At 62.7% G+C, this 20075-nt stretch carries 19 protein-coding genes; 12 read left to right on the forward strand and 7 right to left on the reverse strand.

From position 1 onward, the window contains the following. Positions 1-80: 80 nt before the first annotated feature. Together QN413_RS10090 and QN413_RS10095 are read right to left on the reverse strand one after the other, a co-directional pair. Positions 81-845, reverse strand: coding sequence for a class II aldolase/adducin family protein (locus QN413_RS10090; RefSeq protein ID WP_323496472.1), 765 nt, complete (start codon positions 843-845; stop codon positions 81-83). Positions 846-856: 11 nt separating this feature from the next. Continuing rightward, a complete protein-coding gene (locus QN413_RS10095; RefSeq protein WP_323496474.1) occupies positions 857-1462 on the reverse strand; it encodes an HD domain-containing protein in 606 nt (201 codons plus the stop codon). Between the two features lie 137 nt (positions 1463-1599). Here QN413_RS10095 and QN413_RS10100 point away from each other — a divergent pair, with 137 nt between their 5' ends. Both QN413_RS10100 and QN413_RS10105 read left to right on the forward strand, forming a co-directional pair. After that, positions 1600-2322, forward strand: coding sequence for a Crp/Fnr family transcriptional regulator (locus tag QN413_RS10100; protein ID WP_323496475.1), 723 nt, complete (start codon positions 1600-1602; stop codon positions 2320-2322). 58 nt (positions 2323-2380) lie between these two features. Continuing rightward, on the forward strand, positions 2381-2839 hold the full coding sequence (locus tag QN413_RS10105) for a surface-adhesin E family protein (RefSeq protein WP_323496476.1): 459 nt from the start codon (positions 2381-2383) through the stop codon (positions 2837-2839). Between the two features lie 161 nt (positions 2840-3000). Here QN413_RS10105 and QN413_RS10110 read toward each other — a convergent pair whose 3' ends face one another. Then, complete coding sequence (locus QN413_RS10110) at positions 3001-3573, reverse strand: cytochrome b (RefSeq protein WP_323496477.1); 573 nt, start codon at positions 3571-3573, stop codon at positions 3001-3003. Beyond that, on the reverse strand, positions 3570-4637 hold the full coding sequence (locus tag QN413_RS10115) for a catalase family peroxidase (protein WP_323496478.1): 1068 nt from the start codon (positions 4635-4637) through the stop codon (positions 3570-3572). Before QN413_RS10115 ends, QN413_RS10110 begins: the two co-directional genes overlap by 4 nt. A 148-nt stretch (positions 4638-4785) precedes the next feature. Between QN413_RS10115 and QN413_RS10120 the strand changes: the two genes are divergently transcribed. Both QN413_RS10120 and QN413_RS10125 read left to right on the forward strand, forming a co-directional pair. Next, positions 4786-5994 carry a phosphotransferase enzyme family protein gene (locus QN413_RS10120; protein ID WP_323496479.1) on the forward strand — a complete coding sequence of 403 codons (1209 nt, stop codon included), beginning with the start codon at positions 4786-4788 and terminating at the stop codon, positions 5992-5994. Positions 5995-6039: 45 nt separating this feature from the next. Next, positions 6040-7293, forward strand: a complete 1254-nt coding sequence (locus QN413_RS10125; RefSeq protein ID WP_323496480.1) for an alpha/beta hydrolase family protein — start codon at positions 6040-6042, stop codon at positions 7291-7293. Between the two features lie 215 nt (positions 7294-7508). Here the strand turns inward: QN413_RS10125 and QN413_RS10130 are convergent, their stop codons facing one another. Continuing rightward, complete coding sequence (locus QN413_RS10130) at positions 7509-7832, reverse strand: antibiotic biosynthesis monooxygenase (RefSeq protein WP_323496482.1); 324 nt, start codon at positions 7830-7832, stop codon at positions 7509-7511. 114 nt (positions 7833-7946) lie between these two features. Here QN413_RS10130 and QN413_RS10135 point away from each other — a divergent pair, with 114 nt between their 5' ends. Beyond that, positions 7947-8855, forward strand: a complete 909-nt coding sequence (locus QN413_RS10135; RefSeq protein WP_323496484.1) for a LysR family transcriptional regulator — start codon at positions 7947-7949, stop codon at positions 8853-8855. 17 nt (positions 8856-8872) lie between these two features. On the opposite strand, the gene QN413_RS10140 is transcribed toward QN413_RS10135, so the two are convergent. Next, complete coding sequence (locus tag QN413_RS10140) at positions 8873-9766, reverse strand: response regulator transcription factor (RefSeq protein WP_323496486.1); 894 nt, start codon at positions 9764-9766, stop codon at positions 8873-8875. After that, on the reverse strand, positions 9750-13199 hold the full coding sequence (locus QN413_RS10145; RefSeq protein ID WP_323496487.1) for an ATP-binding protein: 3450 nt from the start codon (positions 13197-13199) through the stop codon (positions 9750-9752). Before QN413_RS10145 ends, QN413_RS10140 begins: the two co-directional genes overlap by 17 nt. A 286-nt stretch (positions 13200-13485) precedes the next feature. Here QN413_RS10145 and urtA point away from each other — a divergent pair, with 286 nt between their 5' ends. From urtA to QN413_RS10180, 7 genes are all read left to right on the forward strand, one after another. Then, positions 13486-14754 (forward strand): urea ABC transporter substrate-binding protein, encoded by a 1269-nt coding sequence (urtA, locus tag QN413_RS10150; protein WP_187052421.1) that lies wholly within the window; start codon positions 13486-13488, stop codon positions 14752-14754. Positions 14755-14832: 78 nt separating this feature from the next. Next, complete coding sequence (gene urtB, locus QN413_RS10155; RefSeq protein WP_323496488.1) at positions 14833-15747, forward strand: urea ABC transporter permease subunit UrtB; 915 nt, start codon at positions 14833-14835, stop codon at positions 15745-15747. Next, positions 15748-16947: an urea ABC transporter permease subunit UrtC gene (gene urtC / locus QN413_RS10160; RefSeq protein WP_323496489.1), complete on the forward strand. Its 1200-nt coding sequence runs from the start codon at positions 15748-15750 to the stop codon at positions 16945-16947. A 20-nt stretch (positions 16948-16967) separates the two neighbouring features. Then, on the forward strand, positions 16968-17711 hold the full coding sequence (urtD, locus tag QN413_RS10165; protein WP_187052418.1) for an urea ABC transporter ATP-binding protein UrtD: 744 nt from the start codon (positions 16968-16970) through the stop codon (positions 17709-17711). Between the two features lie 73 nt (positions 17712-17784). Then, positions 17785-18474 carry an urea ABC transporter ATP-binding subunit UrtE gene (gene urtE / locus QN413_RS10170; RefSeq protein ID WP_323496514.1) on the forward strand — a complete coding sequence of 230 codons (690 nt, stop codon included), beginning with the start codon at positions 17785-17787 and terminating at the stop codon, positions 18472-18474. Between the two features lie 22 nt (positions 18475-18496). Further along, positions 18497-19723: a formamidase gene (gene fmdA / locus QN413_RS10175; protein ID WP_187052417.1), complete on the forward strand. Its 1227-nt coding sequence runs from the start codon at positions 18497-18499 to the stop codon at positions 19721-19723. Between the two features lie 10 nt (positions 19724-19733). Next, positions 19734-20075, forward strand: a complete 342-nt coding sequence (locus QN413_RS10180; protein WP_323496491.1) for a zinc ribbon domain-containing protein — start codon at positions 19734-19736, stop codon at positions 20073-20075.

Genomic DNA, 20075 nt, shown 5'->3' on the forward strand with positions numbered 1-20075 from the left:
CGCAAAGTGCGGAGTATGCGCGCCGGGGCTCTGGCGCGTGCCCGGGTCAGCTCGGGCACGCCGCTATCGATCTTCCCGGGCTAGTCCTTGTACGTCGGGTCCAGCTTGTCGAGCTTGCGGATCAGCGACGGCCAGACGAACGTGCCGCCCAGGCCGCCGGTCTGCACCTTCATTGCCAGGCCCACGCCTTCGACGATCTTGGGATTCACTTGCGTCAGCTCGCCACCGCCGGCCTGCGCCGCGATCTGGATCTGGCAGGTGCTCTCGAAGGTGTACATCGACAAGAACGCATCTGCGATTGTCTTGCCGCAGACCAGCAGCCCGTGGTTGCGCAGCATCAGGAAATTGGCGGTGCCCAGGGCGGCCTGCAGGCGCGGTTTTTCGTCTTCACGGAAGGCCACGCCTTCGTAGTTGTGATACGCCAGCGAGCCCAGGACGAAGGTCGATTGCTGGCTGATCGGCAGGATGCCGTTCTTTTGCGCGCTGACGCCGACGCCCGCACGCGTGTGCGTGTGCATGACGCAGACGATGTCTTCGCGCGCTTCGTGCACGGCGCTGTGGATGACGAAGCCGGCCGGGTTCACCGGGTAGGGCGAGTCGATCACCTTGTTGCACTGCATGTCGATCTTCACCAGGCTCGACGCGGTGATCTCGTCGAACATCAGGCCATACGGGTTGATGAGGAAGTGGTGCTCCGGGCCGGGGATGCGCGCGGTGATGTGCGTAAAGACGAGGTCGCTCCAGCCGTAGTGCGCGACCAGGCGATAGCAGGCGGCGAGATCGACACGCAGTTGCCATTCTTCGGCGGAGACGAGTTGCTTGACGTTTTGGGTGCTGGCGTTCATGGGGTGTTCCTTCAGACGGTTTCGGGGGTCGCGGGTGCGGTCTTGACTGCGGCCGCTTTGTAGATGCTTTGCCGTGGCTGCGCCATCACGCGCTGCAGCATCGGCATGAACTCGGCAATCGGCAGCGTCTCGGCGGTGGCGTCGAAGGCCGGGTTGTCGTAGAGCTCGCAAAATTCAGCCGTACGGTCGTAGTGCGGGCTCTCGCGGAAGTTGTCGCGCATGTTGCGATCGAGCCCGATGTGGTGAAAGAAGTAGTGGCCCTGAAAGATGCCGTGGTGCTGCACCATCCAGAGGTTGTCTTCGGTCACGAAGGGCTTGAGGATGGCGGCAGCGATGTCTGGGTGGTTGAAGGCGCCGAGCGTGTCGCCGATGTCGTGCAGCAGTGCGCACACCACGTACTCGTCGTCGCGGCCATCACGCAGCGCGCGCGTCGCGGTCTGCAGCGAGTGCGTGTAGCGGTCGATCGGAAAGCCGCCGTAGTCGCCTTCCAGGATCTGCAGATGCTTGACCACGCGCTGCGGCAGGCCGCCTGCGAACTGCATGAATTCACCGCCGATCGTTTGCCAGTCTTCGCGTGTGCTGTCCTGCATGCGGACGAAGTTCGCTCTTGCATTCATCGTGTCTGTCTTCCGTTGTTGTTTGAGGGCGTGCGACCACTGTAGTCCTGCACCCGCGGTGCAACTGTCAAAAATTTGACAATAATCACCTCTGGTAAACCCCCGGTCTGCCTCCGGTACATCTCCAGTTCTAGCCCATGCCGTCGCCTGTAAAACCTCGTCTTTCAGCGCCGCATCGCGCCGCGATGGAGTCCAACCCGTGGTTTGCCGGCATCCCCCGCGCGCAACGCGACGCATTGCTCGCCGCGGCCGAGGTGGTGCATGTGCCGAAGGGCACGATGGTCTTCCGGCAGGGCGATGCGTTGCCGTCGACCGGTGGCGGCTTTCATGGCCTGGCCGCTGGCCGCATCAAGATCTCGACGTTGCGGCAAGACGGCCGCGAAGCGATCCTCGCTGTGCTGGAGCCAGGCAACTGGTTCGGCGAAATCACGCTTATCGACGGCTCGCCCCGCACGCACGATGCGACCGCGCTCACCGCCCTCGACCTGCTGGTGGTGCCGCCTGAAACCTTCGCGCAGCAGATGCGCGACGTCGCCTTTGCCAACGCCATCGCGGCCCTGCTGGCGGCGCGCGTGCGCGGCCTCTACGCGATGATGGAAGACGCCACGCTGCGCGGCCTGCGGGCTCGTGTTGCGCGGCGTCTGCTCACGCTGGCGCGGGGTGACGCAACCCAAGCTGCCGAGCCTCGGCGCAGTGTCAGGTTGCCGCAAGAGGCGCTGGCAATGATGCTCGGCGTCACGCGGCAGACCCTGTCCAAGGAACTGAATGCGCTGGCAAAGGATCGAGTGATCGGGTTAGGCTACGGCCGCATCGAGCTGCGGTCGTTGGAGGCGTTGCAGCGGCTTGGGAGTGCGTCTTGAGCGGCTTGACGCGCGATGTTCGAAAACGTTTACATCGACAAAGAGCGGAGATGACGAAATGAGGGTGCGGCTGGCGGGAGCGGCGGTGGTGGTGGTGATGGCGGCGGCCTCGGCGGCGCATGCGCAAACACCCTTGCAAATTGAGTGGTTCACCGTGGCGGGCAATCCGGGTGATCCGGCCTCCAACACGGTGCAGGTCGACCCGGTGGCTATCGGCGTCGAAGGCGACAACAGGGCGGCGTCCAAGCGCATGAACGTCCGAGTCAATCGATCGGCGGAACGCGTCAACTGGGACAACATCCCTTACCGGTCTTATGAGTCGCAGGTGGTTTTCGACTGCCAGGCGCGGCGTGCAGCCTATGTGCAGGCAAGGTACTACGCGCAGCCGCTGTGGCAAGGCGAGCCGCACACCGTGGCGGACTACGGCGGCAACCCGCGGCCGATGTTGTTTCGGGACATGGAGCCGAATCCGGTGAACAGGATTGTTCGGGCGGCGTGTCGGTTGAAGGCTGGATGATGCGGTGCGGTGCGGTGCGGTGCGGTGCTACATGACTTCGGTGGCAGCCTTCACGACGAAGCTGGACCACTCGGCCAGCAAAAAGGCGCCCACCAGCAATGTGGCGCGACTCACGAGGAAGACGGTTCTCATCTGGTTCAACAGGCTCGAGCTACGACCGCTCAATCAGCGCGACTTGCAGCAACTGATCCACCGGTCGGCCCCATCGCCTCGTACACGCCATCGCGTCGCACGAGCTTGTGAAACAGTGCCGCCGCCAGATGAATGAGGATCAACGCGAAGAAGGTGAATGCCAGGAACTGGTGCGTCTTCCACAACACGCTGTGCAAGCCTGGGTTCGGCGGCACGTTGGCCGGCAGATGCAGGCCGGCAACGATCACCGGATAGTCGGCTGCCGACAACATCGCCCAGCCGATCAGAGGCATCGCGATCATTAGCAGGTAGAAAACGACATGCGACAGGCGCGCCGCCAGCTTCATCGGCTCGGGCATGCCGATCGGCAGCGGCGGTGCACCATCACGCCATCGAACGATCAGCCTAATGAGTGCGAGCACGAGGATGGTGATGCCCAGTGGCTTGTGGATCGACACCAGCGTGAGGTACTGCGGCTTAATCGTCGAGACCATGCCGACACCGATGAAGAGCATCGCGATGATGCAGATCGCCATCAGCCAGTGGAGTGCACGCTGGAGTGGCGTGAATCGATGCTTGATCGGGCTCGTGTTGGCAATCATTGCTTGGCTCCCGAAGCGGTACGCGGATAGCTGCTTTCTTCGGCGGTCCGGCGGTTGTAAGACACCGAGTAGGCAGCCGATCGCGCGGCCGGGAACGGGTCATCTGAAGTGCGCATGCCCGCGGGCAGCACGACGGGATCGAAGTTGATGTCGCGGCAGGGGCCGTCGGCTTCGGGCTCGATCTTGCGCACGACGAGTGCGCCCACATCGATCTTGCGGCGGTCTTCAGGCCAGGCCTTGCTCGGGTCTGCGGTGGGGTCGCCCGGGTTGGCCGCGGTGACCATCAAGCTCCAGCGTTGAGGCGACTGCGCGACACGGTCTGTGATGTCCTTGCCCAGGAAATCGGGGCCGCGTTTCTTGAGCTCGTCTAACGGCACCGCGACCGGCGACGCGGCCGGAATGAACGACCAGCGTATTGCCTGATCCTGGCCCTGCGCGTTGGTAAAAATGAAGCTGTTCAGGCTGTTGTAGGCCTCCTCCGCATAGGAGCCGGTAAAGGGTGCGCTGCCCGCCCACTTGCCGAACACTGCCAGCTCCGGATGGGTGCCGACGAAGTTCTTCATCGCGTCAGGAGCCTTCGACTGCTGTGCCAATTGCAGGTCGTAGAAAGCTTGCGGACTCGCGACTGGAAAAAACGGCGCATCGATCATGGCGGAGCGCCACTCCTGCCCGTCAGGCGATTGAATGCGCAGACTCAACCCTCGCACGCGCGAGGTCGCGTCTTCGGTATTCGGGTCGGCGACTGCAAGATTGAAGCGGCCAGTGACCGGAAAGCTGCCGGGCGAAAGGACCTGCGCCTTGGACAACGCAGCGCCTGCGCCATTGGAGTCGAAGGTGCCGGTGAAGCAGATGCCTTTCGAATGATTGCGGCGGAAACCCAATGCTGCACCGGCGGGTGGCGCGAGGTTGTCGACGATTTTGGTCTGCGTGACGCGGTCGGGCGAAAGCCAGCCCGCGGTGTAAGCGAAGGCGGCTGCGATCACTGCGACGACGGCCGCGATCAGCGCCAGTCGAAGCGGGGTCGAGCCGGCGGATCGGTCAGGTGGGAGCTGTTGGTTGTTCATCGAGTCTTTGTTGTGCGAGGTGAACCTCGCTAAAAACTCTAACGGTTAGCGCGATAGTTCGTGTCGGTGCTTACTGGCAAGCCGAGTCGGCTGACGCCTTGTGCCGCCGGGTCATCGGGTCATCGGGTCATCGGGTCATCGGGCGGTCATGACGGACGATGTGGTCGACGGCAAGACCTCTGAATCAGACGATCGACGTTCCATCGTGTGGCTGATCCGCAGTAGCGTTCGCAGAAACGCTGCTCGCGCAAGCGCTCTTGGCTCGTGCGATGTAGAAGCGCAGAGCGGCCAGAGGCCGTCGTTCCAGCCCGACCGATCGTTGCGCCATAATCGCGCCCTTTTCTTGCGGGGCGACATGCCATTGGAAATCGCGCAATCGACGCCAACGGCTGTCAGCATCGCCGCCTTGGTCCAGGACCGCTACGGCCTCGGCAATGTCGTCGAGAGTGAATTCCTACGCAGAAGTTTTAATCAGGTTTATCGCCTGAGCTTTGCCAGCGGGCGGCGCGTTGTGGCGAGGCTTTGTGCCGAGCGCCCGCGAGGTGGTCCCAATATCTTGTTCGAGGCTGCGGCGCTCGAGCACTGGGCCCACGTCGGCTGCCAAGTCTCTCGGTGCGTGACTACGGCGACCGGCGAAGTTGCCATAAAGGTGCTGCTGCCGGAAGGCCCCCGGATGCTGATGCTCTTCGACTATCTGGATGGGGAGTTCACCGGAGAGGCAACTGCTGACATCCAAGCCTTTGCGCACGGAATGGTCGACTTGCACAGAGGTGGCGAAAGCTACCAGGGCCCGGCAAGCGACTACGTGCTTGACCTGGATTACCTTCTGCTGCGGCCGCTGGAAGGCCTGCTTCGCGCGCCGTCCATGACTGACGAATTACGTCCCCAGTTCGAGAAGCTGGGCTTGCGACTACACGATGCAATCCTGGGCCTGGGTGAACTGAGTCGCGTGCTGTGCCACGGCGACGCGCATGGCCAAAACAACTTCGTTGTTACCGACGCCCAAGGGCAACGCCGAGCCGTTTTTTTCGATTTTGACGAGGCGGGACCGGGCTACCTGGCATATGAGCTCGCGGTCTACCCATGGAACCTGTACCCGCGCGTACCGGACGCCAAGGTGACCGACAAGGCGGAGATGCAGTGGAAACATTACATCTCCGCCTACCGAGCTAAAAGACCGGTCGCAGACGCGGACTTTGCCGCCATCGCACGGTTCATGGCAGTGCGGCAATTTTGGTTGCTCGGAGAGTACGCAGGACGAGTCCCCGTATGGGGTTCGCAAACGATGCCCTCTGACCAGCTCCGCCGACAGGTCGCATTGCTGCGTCAGTGGGAGACGTTGGAATTGCCGGCTTAAGGGTACGGGTACAACCCGATGTTTGAAGGTAGCACTCGACAGCCTATGTCCGCCGAACAAGAGACCACCGCAATTTGGCCCGAGTTCATGAGTGCTCTGGAGCCGGAAGCTTCTGAGAGCACAGTTGAAGCTGCCGCACCAGCCGACGTCGCGGTAATACAGCCGCCGAGCGATCTGCCGGCATTGATCTCAGCCTGGTCCGGGGTGTGGTCCGGATGGGCCGGCCAGGGCCGGAGCTGCGACGTCAAGCTGATAGTTGAGAATCTTTCTCTCCACGCTGCCACCATCGTTTGTGCGCGCGCATCCGATGGTCAGGGTGTCTATAGCGAACGTGTACTCGCTCAGATTCATGGAAATGAACTTCGAGGTCGATTCACAAACGGCGCAAGCCTCCGGTTTCGAATGAGAAATCCGGAGGTTGTTGAACTTTTGTGGCGCGAGGTCGACGGCAGATGGATAGCGGGTGTCCTATCACACGGGAGTGCAGGAGTGAGGCGCGTCATCGAACGCGTGCCTACCGGCGAGTTCGAGCATGGCGAAGAGATCACGCTCGAGATGGTGACGTTCAAGCCGAATGGGCTGGGTCCCTTCCCGACGCTTGTGTTCAATCATGGTTCGACGGGTGTTGGAAACGATCCGTCGCTGTTTACCAGCACGGTGACCAGTCCAACGTTGGCGAAGCACTTCAATGATCGCGGTTGGATGGTCGTCTTCCCCCAGCGACGCGGGCGCGGAAAGTCGGGAGGACTTTACGACGAAGGCTTCAAACCAGATCGGTCGCAGTACTCTGACGATCCCCAATACGCTCTTCCAGGATTCGAGCGCGCACTGCGAGACCTGGCGTGCGTTGTAGAGCATCTGCTCGAGAGAGCTGACGTGAGCCGCGACCACCTTCTGATCGGAGGCCATTCTCGTGGGGGCTTCCTTGCGTTGGCATCCGCTGCGTCGCACCCCGATCTCTTCGGCGGCGTTCTGAATTTTGTAGGCGGCTGGGTTGATGAACATGGGTTCGCATCCGAGATGATCAATCCCGTCATCGCCGAGAGAGGAGCAAAGTTCCCCGGGCCGAGCCTATGGTTGTATGCGGAAAACGATCCTTTCTATAGCGTTGCTCACAGTCGCAAGAGCTTCGACGCCTTCGAGATTGCCGGGGGGCAGGGGCAGTTTCATGTGCTCGAAACACGTTCGGGGCAAGACGGCCATCACATCCTTTCCTTGACCGGGCTGTGGGGGCCGGTCGTAGATGGCTTCCTAGAACGCGTGAGCAAGCGGAGTAGCAATGCTCCCACGTCGAACTGACCGATACGGGCAATCACATTGAATGACCGCTATCGGCCCAGAAGCAGTCGGTTAGCGCAGGCCTGGAACGGGTTGACCAGATTTCGTGACGGCGGAGATGTGCTGCCACGCCGGAGGAATTCAGTACCGCGGAACGACCCTGAAGTTGACGCGGCTTGTCGCTGGATCGCTCCGCGTTGCGAACGATCGCATCCGCATCGACATCCTTTTCGTATTCAAGCATCGACGCGATGCGTGGCGGGCTTTCTGTTGGCGGTGTCCCGAACGACGTTGCAAACCTGCACGCGGTACTCCGAGAAGAACACCTGCCGCCCCATTTTCTTGGCCTCCACGTGCTCGGGATGGGTCGCCCAGGCCCGCAGGCCTTCCTCGGAATCAAACTCAACGATCGTCACACGTTCGCCATCTGCGGCGGTGAATCCCTTGTGCGAGATGTAGCCGGCAATGCCCTTGGCAAGTTCACTCATCCGTGCGGCAGATTGTTGGTATTCGTTCTGGGATTCGGCGTTCAGTCTGGATCTGAAAACGGTCACGATCATGGGGCGTCTTTCAAGGAGCGGTGAGACTTCGACAATGAAGTGATCGCAGTTTAGGAATCTGATGCTGTCTTATAAAGTGAATAATTAAAATTATTTTATTCTTGAATTGAGAATATGGACTTGTCCGATTTGCGCGTTTTCCAAGCTGTCGCCACGGCCGGCGGTATCACGCGGGCGGCCGCGCTCCTGCATCGTGTTCCGTCCAATGTCACGACGCGCATCAAGAATCTTGAAGACGACCTCGGTGTCGCACTCTTCGGCCGGGAGGGCCGGCGTCTCCAGTTGTCACCGCAGGGCAAGGTGCTTCTTGAATTCGCTAACCGCCTGCTTTTGCTAGCCGAGGAAGCGCGTGGTGCCATGCACGAACAAATGCCACGCGGGGTACTTCATCTGGGCTCTATGGAAAGCACAGCGGCCATCCGTCTACCGTCGCTTCTCGGGCAAATCCACGAGCGCTACCCGGAGCTGTCGATAGAACTTCGCACGGGCGCGCCTCGTCCGCTGACGATCCGCGTGTTGTCGGGGGAACTCGACGCAGCGCTGGTCGCTGAACCAGTCTCCGATCCGCGGTTGGACAGCCTTGCAGTGTGTACGGAGCAACTGGTAATTATTGGTCCTGTCGGTCACCCGCCGATTCGCTCTGCCCACGACATCCGCAAGGGAACGCTGTTGGTTTTCGAGCCCGACTGTCCACATCGTCAACGACTGGAGGCCTGGTGCGCTCGAGACAACATGGCGCCGCGTCGGATCATCGAGGTCGGCTCCTACCACGCCATCCTTGGGTGTTGCGTAGCGGGCATGGGTGTCGCGCTCATTCCGGCCGCCGTATTGGACACCTACACCGAGCGCGCGAGGCTTTCGGAGCACAAACTCAAGGGTGATTTCCGGACGGTGAGGACGATGCTCATTTGGCGCAAGGACTCGCCGCAGCCCAAAGTAAAGCTATTGGCAGACCTGATCCGGGAGAAGCAGCGCGGCCGGCCAAAATCATCGGCGCAGATCGTCAAACGCAAGACTGCTTGAGGGCGCCTCATTTCGCGTCACACCAGATGCCCACTCGCCAACGCCGCCGCAGCAGAACGCGTCTCCACCCCCAGCTTCTCGAAGATGTGCTCCAGGTGCTTGTTCACCGTGCGCGGGCTCATGCCCAGGATGTCTCCGATATCGCGGTTGGTCTTGCCCTTGGCGAGCCATGACAGCACCTCGGTTTCGCGCGGCGTGAGCGCGGCTTCGGTGAGGCGCGCCAATGCGGCGGGGCCTTCTTTGTGCAAGGCCAGCAGCAGCATGGTTTCGCCCAGCGTGGCCGCGCCTAGGTTGCGCACCGACAGCCGCGTGCCGCCTGCGGTGGTGACGACGTGCGTGCTGCCGTGGACCAATGAGTCTTCGAGCGCCGCCGGCAAATGGCCGGGCTCGGCGGGTTCGCCGAGCGCATGCAGCCACAGGGCAGCTTGCGGTGAGCGCCAAGCCAGCCGGCCGCGCGTGTCGACGAACACCACGCCCATGCCAGCCACATCGACGGCGTCGCGCGCCATCCGGGTGATGCGCGCGTTACGGGCATGCGTGTGCAGTCGCGCCAGCACCTCCTGCGCACGAATCGGTTTCACCACATAGTCGACACCGCCGCTGGCAAAGCCTTCGACCACGTCGTGCGTCTCCGACATGCCGGTCATGAACAAGACCGGGATGTGCGCCAGCGCCGGGTTGGCCTTGATGCGGCGGCAGGTCTCGAAGCCCGAGAGGCCCGGCATCATGCCGTCGAGCAGGATGGCGTCGGGTACCACGAGTTCGAGCCGCTGCAGCGCCGATTCGCCGTCCGCCGCGACCAGCACGGTGTAGCCGCTGGCCTCCAGCGTGTCGCACAACATGCCCAGGCTGCTCGGTGCATCGTCGACCACCAGCACCACGGGGCGGTCGGCTTCAGGAATTGGGGGCATGGACCTCCTCGGCGAGTGCGTTCTTGAAACTGTCGAGATCGAAGCGAGCCACCATGCCGCGCAGATGCGTGCAGGTGGCGGCCAGGTCGGGGTGCGCCGCTGCGAGCCGGTCTAGCGCCTGCTGCAGGCCGCGCACATGGCCGACCTGAACCAGCCGCATGAGTTCGTGTCGCGCTTCTTCGGGCAAGGTCAGCAACTCGGGCGCGGCTTCTGCCGATGTCTGCCCGCCAGCCGGCACCAGCCCTGGCTGCAGCCACTGCAGACCGAGGTGTCGCTCCAGCGTGGTGGTGAGTTCCGACTCGATCACCGGCTTGCCGACGAAGGCCTGGCAATCGTGCAGTCGCAGCCTGTCGGCCTGGTTCTCGAACACGTTGGCCGACACGATGATGATCGGCACGGCAAAGCCGGCGGCGCGCACGCGGCCTGCCGTTTCCCAGCCGTCCATGTCGTCCATGCTGAGGTCGAGCAGGATGGCGGAGGGCACGTGCTGGCGCAGGCTGTCGAGGCACTCGGTGCCGCTGGCAGCCTCGCGCACATCGAAGCCCAGCGGCGCCAGCATGCCGGCGAGCATCTGCCGTTGCACCGGTTGGTCGTCGACCACCAGCAGCGTGCGGCGCGGCCCGAAGTAGCCGGAAATCACGCGCTGCGGGACGACCTGCGGACCGGGGTCGGCCACCCCGCGCAGGTACACACGCACGCTGAAGACGCTGCCTTTCGACGAGGTGTCCGCGAGTTGCAGATCGCCGCCCATCAGCGAAGTCAACAGGCCGGTGATGGTGAGCCCGAGGCCGGTGCCCGGCTCGCCGCCATGGCGCCGGCCGGCGGCACCGCGTTCGAACGGCAAGAAGATGCGCTGATGGTCTTGCGGTGCGACGCCGATGCCGGTGTCGACCACATCGAAGCGCAACACCTGTCTGCGTGCATCGACATGCAGCGTCACGCTGCCGGCATCGGTAAAGCGCACCGCGTTGCTCAACAGGTTGATGAGGATCTGGCGCAGCCGCTTGGCATCGGCCTGCACCCAGGGTGGCACCCTGCCGCTCTGCGTGTAGACGAAGGCCAGGCCCTTGCTCTCGGCCTGCGGTCGCACCATGCGGACGACTTCTTCCAGAAAGTCCGGCAGCGCGAGCGGCATCGACTCCAGCTGCAGGCGCCCGGCCTCGATGCGCGCCAGGTCGAGCAGCCCGTCGATCAGGCTCAGCATGTGTTCGCCGCTGCGGTGGATGGTCTGCACCGCTTCCCGCGGCGGGCGCGCGGTGTCGTCGTTCTTCAGCAGGATCTGCGAGTAACCGAGGATGCTGTTGAGCGGCGTGCGCAGCTCGTGCGTCATGCCGGCCACGTAACGGGTCTTGGCCTGGTTCGCGGCTTCGGCGGCTTCCTTGGCTGCCTGTAGCGCGGCGCCGGTGCGGCCGTGCGCCTCGATCTCCAGCGTGAGCAGGTGGTTATGGCGGTTCGATTCTTCCTGCGCCATCTTGCGGCTCTCGCTGCCCAGCACGATCCACCAGGCGGCGACGGCCACCACCATCGACAGCATCGCGAAGACCTTGAGAAAGGGCGTTTGCAAAAACACGCCGGCGGCATCGGCGTTGAGCAAGCCTTCCTGCGCATAGACGATGCCCATCACCGTGGCGAGCAAGGCGATCAGCGATGTCGTGACGAGGATGTAGTGGACGACCCGGAAGTTGAGCCGCAGCGCAACCGCCGGTGGCAGCAGTGCCTTGAGCCAGACGCTGATCTGCTCCGACGCGCGGGAGTCTTTCTTGCACGCGTCGTGGCAGCGCGATTCGAGGGTGCAGCACAGCGAGCAGATCGGTGCGCTGTAGGCCGGGCAGTGCGCCATGTCCTCCGACTCGAAGCTGTTGTCGCAAACCGAGCAGCGCACGATCTGCCCCGGCGTCCAGTGCTGCAGGTCGGTGCGCGCCAGGTAGTAGCGGCCTTTGGTTTTCCAGGCCAGGAGAGGCGATACCAACAGCGCTGTCAACAGCGCGATGAAGGGCGAGAACGACTCGGCCCAGCGCCCGAGCAGCCCGGCATAGGCCACCATCGCAATCGTCGCCGCTACCAGCATCGACACGAGCCCGACGGGGTTGATGTCGTACAAATGGGCGCGCTTGAACTCGATCGATTTAGGGCTCCAGCCCAGCGGCTTGTTGATGACCAGGTCGGCCACCAGCGCGCCGACCCATGCGATGGCGATGTTGCTGTAGAGGCCGAGCACTTTCTCCAGCGCTGCGAACACGCCGAGCGTCATCAGCAGGAGCGCGATGAGCACGTTGAACACCAGCCACACCACGCGGCCCGGATGGCTGTGCGTGAGCCGCGCGAAGAAGTTCGACCACGCCAGCGAGCCGGCATAGGCGTTGGTGATGTTGATCTTCATCTGCGACACCACGACGAACAGCGTCGTGATGCCTAGCACCCATGCCGGGTCCTTGAAGACGTAGGCGAAGCCGGCCAGGTACATGTGCGTCGGCTCGACCGCGTGGTCGGGCTTGATCTCGTGCTGTAGCGCCAGGAACGCAAGGAAGGCGCCGCCCATCATCTTCAGCATGCCGGGCACGATCCAGCCCGGCCCGGCGACCAATACGGCAGCCCACCAGCGGCGCCGGTTGGCGGCGGTCTTCTCCGGCAGGAAGCGCAGGTAGTCGACCTGCTCGCCGATCTGCACCACAAGCGAAAAGGCGACCGTGGCGCCGGCACCGAACATTAGCGGATCGAAGTCGTTGTTGCCCGAGATGCGCCCGACCAGCCCGGTGAAGTCGGCAAAGGCCTGTGGGTTCTTGATCGCCACCGCAATGAACGGGCAGAAGAACAAGACGAGCCAGATCGGCTGCGTCCATAGCTGCAGCTTGGAGATCATCGTGATGCCGCGCATCACCAGCGGGATGATGACGATCGACGAGACGAGGTAACAGGCTGCCAGCGGCCAGTCGAAATACATCTGCAGCGCGAGCGCCAGGATGGCCGCCTCCAGCGCGAAAAAGATGAAGGTGAAGCTCGCGTAGATGAGCGAAGTCAGCGTCGAGCCGAGGTAACCGAAGCCGGCGCCGCGTGTGAGCAGGTCCATGTCGACGCCGTACTTGGCGGCGTAGTAGCAGATGGGCAGGCCGGTCAGGAACGTGATGATGCCGACCACCAGGATGGCCCACAGCGCGTTCGAGAAACCGTAGCTCAGGGCGATGGCGCCGCCGATGGCCTCCAGCGCCAGGAACGAGGTGGCGCCGAACGCGGTGTTGGCCACGCCGAACTCCGACCACTTGCGAAAACTGCGCGGCGTGTAGCGCAGCGCGTAGTCCTCCAGCGTCTCGTTGGCGACCCAGGTGTTGTAGTCGCGACGAATGCGAAAGATCTTCTGACCGGTGACGGGCGACGTCGTGGAAGACGGTGTGGAGGATGGGGCGGAAGAGGTGGCAGACGAGTTCGCGGGCGGCATGTTCCGTTCTATCAGGAATGGTGTTTGCCTAAGACTCTGCAAGAAGCGCTCCTTGTCCGTTCCGCCGGAGCAAGCGAACTCGACGACGGATCGCCAGTCTCGCCGCACGGCTGGTCGGCAAGGCTACGTTGATTGACGTATTCGGAAGTACGCATTCCGTTTCTAGAGTGCAGGCCATGGCGCTCGGTGTGCCGCACTCAGTGCGATCACTCAAAGCGCACAGCTGTGGTGCATACCCGGCGCCCCGTGTTCGTTTTTGAACTTCAACCTGCCTGGAGATACCGCCATGTCCCGCGATCAAGACCCGTCCATCGATGAATCGCCCGAGCGCATTGCGATGCGCCGCCGCCGCTTGCTTCAGGGCGCCGCTGCCTTGCCCATGATGGGCCTGGGTGGCCTTGCCTTTGCGCAGCCAACCGCTTCGGTCAACACGACCAAGCTGGCAGTGACCGACACCGAAGTCATCGTCGGCCAGCTGCATTCGTCGACCGGCACCATGGCCATCAGCGAAACCGGCTCGATCCAGGCCGAGCAACTCGCCATCGATGAAATCAACGCCATGGGCGGCATCCTCGGTCGCAAGATCAAAGTCATCAAGGAAGACGGCGCATCCGACTGGCCGACCTTTGCCGAGAAGGCCAAGAAGCTGCTCATCAACGACCATTGCGCTGCGGTGTTCGGCTGCTGGACCTCGGCTTCGCGCAAGGCCGTGCTGCCGGTGTTCGAAAAAGAGAACGGCTTGCTGTACTACCCGACCTTCTACGAAGGCCTGGAGCAGTCGAAGAACGTTTTCTACACCGGCCAGGAAGCCACGCAGCAGATTCTGTACAGCCTGGAATGGGCCAAGACCGAGAAGAAGGCTAAGACCTTCTTCCTGATCGGCTCCGACTACATCTGGCCACGCACCTCGATGAAGATCGCGCGCAAGCACATCGAGAATTTTCAAAAGGGCAAGGTCGTCGGCGAGGAGTACTACCCACTGGGCAGCACCAACTTCGGCTCGCTGATGAACAAGATCAAGCTGCAAAAGCCCGACTGCATCTATGCAGCCGTGGTCGGTGGCTCCAACGTCGCCTTCTACAAAGCACTCAAGGCGGCCGGCATCACCGGTGACAAGCAACTGCTCGTGACGCTGGCAGTGACGGAAGACGAAATGACCGGTGTCGGCGGCGAGAATTTCGCTGGCTTCTACTCGTCGATGAAGTACTTCCAGTCGCTGGACAACGAGAACAACAAGAAGTTCGTTGCCGCCTTCAAGGCCAAGTACGGCAAGGACTCGGTGATCGGCGACGTGACCCAGGCCGGCTACCTCGGCCCCTGGTTGTGGAAGGCCGCAGTCGAGCGCGCCAAGAGCTTCGACGTCGACAAGGTCGTCGCCGCATCGCCAGGCATCGAACTCAAGCAGGCGCCAGAAGGCTACGTGAAGCTCGACGCCAACCATCACCTGTGGAGCAAGTCGCGCATTGCGATGGGCTTGCCGGACGGCAGCTTCAAGGTGGTGTCGGAATCGCCGGAACTCATCAAGCCGGATCCATTCCCCAAGGGTTACCAGTAAGCCGCAAGTCACCGAGGGGCAACCCTCACCCAAAACCCTCTCCCGCCCTCGGGAGAGGGGGCAATACGCGGGAGCGATATGAGTTTTTCAGAGTTGCTGAACATTGGCCTGATGCAGGGCTTCGCGGGCCTGAGCCTGTTCGCGGTGCTGCTGCTGATGGGCCTGGGTCTCGCGGTCATCTTCGGCCAGATGGGCGTCATCAACATGGCGCATGGCGAGTTCATGACCATCGGCGCCTACACCATCTATCTCGGCTCGACGCTCGTCGAAAAGCATGCACCGACGCTGCTGCCGTACTACTTTCCGTTCGCCGTGCTGTTGGCGTTCTTTTTTGCGTTCGTCGCCGGCTGGCTGGTCGAGTGGGCACTCATCCGCCACTTGTACAAGCGGCCGCTCGACACGCTGCTCGCCACCTGGGGCATCAGCCTCGCGATGCAGCAGTGCTTTCGTACCTTCATCGGCCCCAAGGAAGTGAGTCCGGTGCTGCCCGAGTGGCTGCTCGGTTCCTGGGCGCCGATTCCCGGACTCGACATTCCGATCAACGGGATGTTCGTGCTGGTGCTGACCACGGTTGTCACTTGCGGCATGTTGCTGGCGCTCAGCAAGAGCCGCTGGGGCCTGCGCGTGCGCGCCACGGTCGCCAATCGGGTGATGGCCAACGCCATCGGCATCAACACCAAGAAGACCGACCGGCTGACCTTCGCGATCGGCTGCGGCATCGCCGGTGTCGCCGGCGCGGCCTTCACCACCATCGGCTCGACCGGACCGACCTCGGGCCAGCTCTACATCGTCGACTCGTTCCTGGTCGTCACCTTCGGCGGCGCGGCCAGCTTGTTCGGCACCGTGGTGTCGGCTTTCGGCATCGCGCAGACGCAATCGATCACCGAGTTCTTCATGGCCGGCTCGATGGCCAAGGTGCTGACGCTCACGCTCATCGTGCTGATTCTCATGATCCGGCCCCAGGGCCTCTTCGCTTCCAAGGTGCGCCGCTAAATGATCGCCCTCAAGACCTTCATCAAGCGCTACCAGCTCGGCAGCCTGTTGCTGCTGGCCATCCTGCTGGTAGTCATCCTGCCGTTGAGCCTGGACATCTTCCGGCTCAACCTGATCGGCAAGTACCTGACCTATGCCTTCGTCGCCGTCGGGCTGGTGATGGTGTGGGGCTACGGCGGTGTGCTGAGCCTGGGGCAGGGCATCTTCTTCGGCATCGGTGGCTATGCGATGGCGATGTTCTTGAAGCTCGAAGCCTCGGACCCGATCACCACCAAGATCCAGACGACGCCGGGCATCCCCGACTTCATGGACTGGAACCAGATCACCGAACTGCCGTTGATGTGGCTGCCCTTCAAGAGCCTGACGCTCACGCTCATTTTGGTGATCGCGGCACCGACGCTGCTGGCCTGGATCATCAGCTTCGCGATGTTCAAGCGGCGGGTCGGTGGCGTGTACTTCGCGATCATCACGCAGGCGGTCGCGCTGATCTTGACGGTGCTCATCATCGGCCAGCAGGGCTACACCGGCGGTGTCAATGGCATGACCGACCTGAAGACGGTGCTGGGCTGGGACACGCGTACCGACCACGCCAAGTACGTGTTGTATTTCCTGTGCGTCGGGCTGCTGCTCGCCAGCATCATTCTTTGCCGCTGGATCCAGACCGGCAAGGCCGGCACGCTGCTGCTGGCCATGCGCGACAAGGAAGACCGCGTGCGCTTCTCCGGCTACGACGTGGCCAACTTCAAGGTCTTCACCTTCTGCCTGGCGGCCGCGCTGTCGGGCATCGGCGGCGCGCTGTTCTCGTTGCAGGTCGGCTTCATGTCGCCGAGCTTCGTGGGCATCGTGCCTTCGGTCGAGATGGTGATCTTCGCGGCGGTCGGCGGACGCATGAGCCTGGTCGGTGCGGTGTACGGCACGTTGCTGGTGAACTTCGGCAAGACGTACTTCTCCGAGAGCTTTCCGGACATGTGGCTGTTCCTGATGGCTGGTCTTTTCATCGGCGTGACGATGGCGTTCCCGATGGGCCTGGCCGGCGTGTGGGAAGAGCACATCCGGCCGCGCCTGCAGCGCCGCAAGTTGCTGCCGCTCGGCGACGACGCACCGCAGTCGCCGGCATTGCATGCGGCCGCCGTGGCCGCCACGGTCGACAGCGCCGCCGAGCCGACGCTGCCCGACGGCGTCAGCACCCAGCGCGCCTGAACCCGTTCCAGGAGCACCCCATGAGCAACACCGACTTCGCCCTCGCAGTGGAAGACCTGACCGTCTCGTTCGACGGCTTCAAAGCCATCGACGCGCTGACGCTCTACATCGACAAGAACGAGCTGCGCGTGATCATCGGCCCCAACGGCGCCGGCAAGACCACGCTGCTCGACCTCATCTGCGGCAAGACCAAGGCGAGTGCCGGCAGCATCAAGTTCAAGAACACCGAGCTCACCAAGATGGCCGAGCACAAGCGCGTGCGCCTGGGCATCGGCCGCAAGTTCCAGACACCGTCGATCTACGAGAACCTGAGCGTTTTCCAGAACCTCGAAGTGTCGTTCCCGGCCGGCCGCTCCGTCATGGGCGCGCTCGCCTTCAAGTGCACCGACGAGGTCAAGAGCCGCGTCAAGACCATCGCCGAAGACATCCATCTGCACGACAAGCTCGACACCGAAGCCGGCCTGCTGAGCCACGGACAGAAACAGTGGCTGGAGATCGGCATGCTGCTGATGCAGGAGCCGGAGTTGCTGATGCTCGACGAGCCCATCGCCGGCATGAGCGCACGCGAACGAGAGCTCACCGCCGACCTGCTGCAACGCATCTGTAAAGGCCGCTCGGTCATCGTCATCGAGCACGACATGGACTTCGTCAAGCGTATCGCGCACAAGGTCACCGTCATGCACCAGGGCAAGATTCTGGCCGAGGGGCCGATGGAGCAGGTGCAGGCGGATCCGAAGGTCATCGACGTGTACCTGGGGCATTGATGAGGTTTGCCAGCATCCCGCAACGTTCCCCCCAACTCACCGCAGCATCGGAGAAGCAAAGATGAGCAACGTCATGCTGAAGGTAGAAGACCTGCACGTCGCGTACGGCCAGAGCGAAGCGCTTCACGGCATCAGCTTCGAGGGTTACGCCAACGAAACGGTCGCCATCATGGGCCGCAACGGCATGGGCAAGACGACGCTCTTCAAGAGCTTGATGGGCGTACTGCCGATCAAGAGCGGCAGCATCAAGGTGGCGGACCAGGAAGTGTCGCGCGACGAGAGTTATGTGCGCGTCGCCAAGGGCATTGCCTACGTACCGCAGGGCCGCATGATCTTTCCGACGCTGACCGTCGAAGAGAACATTCAGACCGGCCTCGAGAACTCGAAGACGCGCCGCATCCCCGAAGAAATCTATGCGCTGTTTCCAGTGCTGTGGGACATGAAAAAGCGCAAGGGCGGCAACCTCTCCGGCGGTCAACAGCAACAGCTCGCCATTGCGCGGGCACTGGTGACAGACCCCAAGGTGCTGCTGCTCGACGAGCCGACCGAAGGCATCCAGCCATCGATCATCAAGGACATCGCCAAGGCGCTCAACGAGATCCGAAAGATGCGCGGCATCACCATCATCGTGTCGGAGCAGGTGCTCAGCTTTGCGATGGATGTGGCCGACCGGCTCTTCGTGATCGAGGGCGGCATCTTCGTACACGAGACCGCGCGCGACAAGACCGATGTGAACCACATCAAGGCATACCTTTCCGTTTGACCACAACCCTGGAGCCATAGAGATGACAGACACGCTGATCAAGGTCGACCTGACGAAGTCGCCCACCGAGAACGAGAACATCCACAACCGCTGGCACCCGGACATTCCGATGGCCTGCTGGGTCAATCCGGGCGACGACTTCATCCTCGAGACCTTCGATTGGACCGGCGGCTTCATCAAGAACAACGACAGCGCCGACGACGTGCGCGACATCGACCTGACGACGGTGCATTACCTGTCGGGTCCGGTGGGAGTGAAGGGTGCCGAGCCCGGCGACCTGCTGGTGGTCGACCTGCTCGACATCGGCGCCAAGCAAGATTCGCTGTGGGGCTTCAACGGTTTCTTCTCGAAGAAGAACGGCGGCGGCTTTCTGACCGAGCATTTCCCTGAGGCGCAGAAATCGATCTGGGATTTCAAGGGCATGTTCACCAGCTCGCGCCACATCCCGGGCGTCAACTTTGCCGGCCTGATCCACCCCGGCCTGATCGGCTGCCTGCCGGACAAGTCGATGCTCGACATGTGGAACACACGCGAGCAGCAACTGATCGACACCAACCCGACCGGTGGCCTGGCCAACCCGCCTTCGGCCGGCACCGCACACATGGGCCGCCTGACGGGTGAAGCCAAGGCCAAGGCGGCGGCAGAAGGCGCACGCACCGTGCCGCCACGCGAGCACGGCGGCAACTGCGACATCAAGGATCTGTCGCGCGGCTCCAAGGTGTTCTTTCCGGTGTATGTCGACGGCGCAGGCCTGTCGGTCGGCGACCTGCACTTCAGCCAGGGCGACGGCGAAATCACCTTCTGCGGTGCCATCGAAATGGCCGGCTGGGTGCACATGAAGGTCACGCTCATCAAGGGCGGCATGGCCAAGTACGGCATCAAGAACCCGATCTTCAAGCCGAGCGTGATGACGCCCAACTACAAGGACTACCTCATCTTCGAGGGCATCTCGGTCGACGAGTCCGGCAAGCAGTACTACCTCGACGTCAACGTCGCGTACCGCCAGGCTTGTCTGAACGCGATCGAGTACCTGAAGAAGTTCGGCTACTCCGGCGCGCAGGCCTATTCGATCCTCGGCACGGCGCCGGTGCAGGGCCACATCAGCGGCGTGGTCGACGTGCCCAACTCCTGCGCGACGCTCTGGCTGCCGACCGAGATCTTCGACTTCGACATCAACCCGAACGCCAACGGGCCGACGAAGTTCATCGACGGCAGCATCAACATGCCGTTGTCGCACGACATCATTTGAGTGATCGCGCATGCCCACTTACGACTACGAATGCGGCGGTTGCGGGGGGTTCGACGCCCTCCGCAGCGTGAGCCAGCGAGACCTGCCGGCCGCGTGTCCGGACTGCGGCGGCGCATCGCCGCGGGTGCTGTCCGGCGCGCCACGACTTTCATTGATGTCTGATGGCACGCGCCGTGCCATTGCCGTCAACGAACGCGCTTCGCACGAGCCCAAGCGCTCTGGTGACTATGCTCGGCTCAAGCACCCGTCGGGTTGTGGTTGCTGCAGTGGCGCCAAGCGCGGCGCGACAGTGACGGCACCGAACGGGGCAAAGAGTGCGCCGGGGCGGCGGCCGTGGATGATCAGCCACTGA

The organism is Variovorax sp. LG9.2 (assembly GCF_035018885.1).
In the GTDB taxonomy this organism is placed as follows: Bacteria; Pseudomonadota; Gammaproteobacteria; order Burkholderiales; family Burkholderiaceae_C; genus Variovorax.

Excerpts from the sequence above, each read along its gene's own strand:
- urtC (WP_323496489.1), top strand. The coding sequence starts at position 15,748 with ATGATCGCCCTCAAGACCTTCATCAAGCGCTACCAGCTCGGCAGCCTG.
- urtB (WP_323496488.1), top strand. The coding sequence starts at position 14,833 with ATGAGTTTTTCAGAGTTGCTGAACATTGGCCTGATGCAGGGCTTCGCG.
- QN413_RS10120 (WP_323496479.1), top strand. The coding sequence starts at position 4,786 with ATGACGGACGATGTGGTCGACGGCAAGACCTCTGAATCAGACGATCGA.
- QN413_RS10125 (WP_323496480.1), top strand. The coding sequence starts at position 6,040 with ATGTCCGCCGAACAAGAGACCACCGCAATTTGGCCCGAGTTCATGAGT.
- QN413_RS10140 (WP_323496486.1), bottom strand. The coding sequence starts at position 9,766 with ATGCCCCCAATTCCTGAAGCCGACCGCCCCGTGGTGCTGGTGGTCGAC.
- QN413_RS10115 (WP_323496478.1), bottom strand. The coding sequence starts at position 4,637 with ATGAACAACCAACAGCTCCCACCTGACCGATCCGCCGGCTCGACCCCG.
- QN413_RS10130 (WP_323496482.1), bottom strand. The coding sequence starts at position 7,832 with ATGATCGTGACCGTTTTCAGATCCAGACTGAACGCCGAATCCCAGAAC.
- fmdA (WP_187052417.1), top strand. The coding sequence starts at position 18,497 with ATGACAGACACGCTGATCAAGGTCGACCTGACGAAGTCGCCCACCGAG.
- QN413_RS10110 (WP_323496477.1), bottom strand. The coding sequence starts at position 3,573 with ATGATTGCCAACACGAGCCCGATCAAGCATCGATTCACGCCACTCCAG.
- QN413_RS10105 (WP_323496476.1), top strand. The coding sequence starts at position 2,381 with ATGAGGGTGCGGCTGGCGGGAGCGGCGGTGGTGGTGGTGATGGCGGCG.
- QN413_RS10095 (WP_323496474.1), bottom strand. The coding sequence starts at position 1,462 with ATGAATGCAAGAGCGAACTTCGTCCGCATGCAGGACAGCACACGCGAA.
- QN413_RS10100 (WP_323496475.1), top strand. The coding sequence starts at position 1,600 with ATGCCGTCGCCTGTAAAACCTCGTCTTTCAGCGCCGCATCGCGCCGCG.
- urtE (WP_323496514.1), top strand. The coding sequence starts at position 17,785 with ATGCTGAAGGTAGAAGACCTGCACGTCGCGTACGGCCAGAGCGAAGCG.
- QN413_RS10135 (WP_323496484.1), top strand. The coding sequence starts at position 7,947 with ATGGACTTGTCCGATTTGCGCGTTTTCCAAGCTGTCGCCACGGCCGGC.
- QN413_RS10180 (WP_323496491.1), top strand. The coding sequence starts at position 19,734 with ATGCCCACTTACGACTACGAATGCGGCGGTTGCGGGGGGTTCGACGCC.
- urtD (WP_187052418.1), top strand. The coding sequence starts at position 16,968 with ATGAGCAACACCGACTTCGCCCTCGCAGTGGAAGACCTGACCGTCTCG.
- QN413_RS10090 (WP_323496472.1), bottom strand. The coding sequence starts at position 845 with ATGAACGCCAGCACCCAAAACGTCAAGCAACTCGTCTCCGCCGAAGAA.
- urtA (WP_187052421.1), top strand. The coding sequence starts at position 13,486 with ATGTCCCGCGATCAAGACCCGTCCATCGATGAATCGCCCGAGCGCATT.
- QN413_RS10145 (WP_323496487.1), bottom strand. The coding sequence starts at position 13,199 with ATGCCGCCCGCGAACTCGTCTGCCACCTCTTCCGCCCCATCCTCCACA.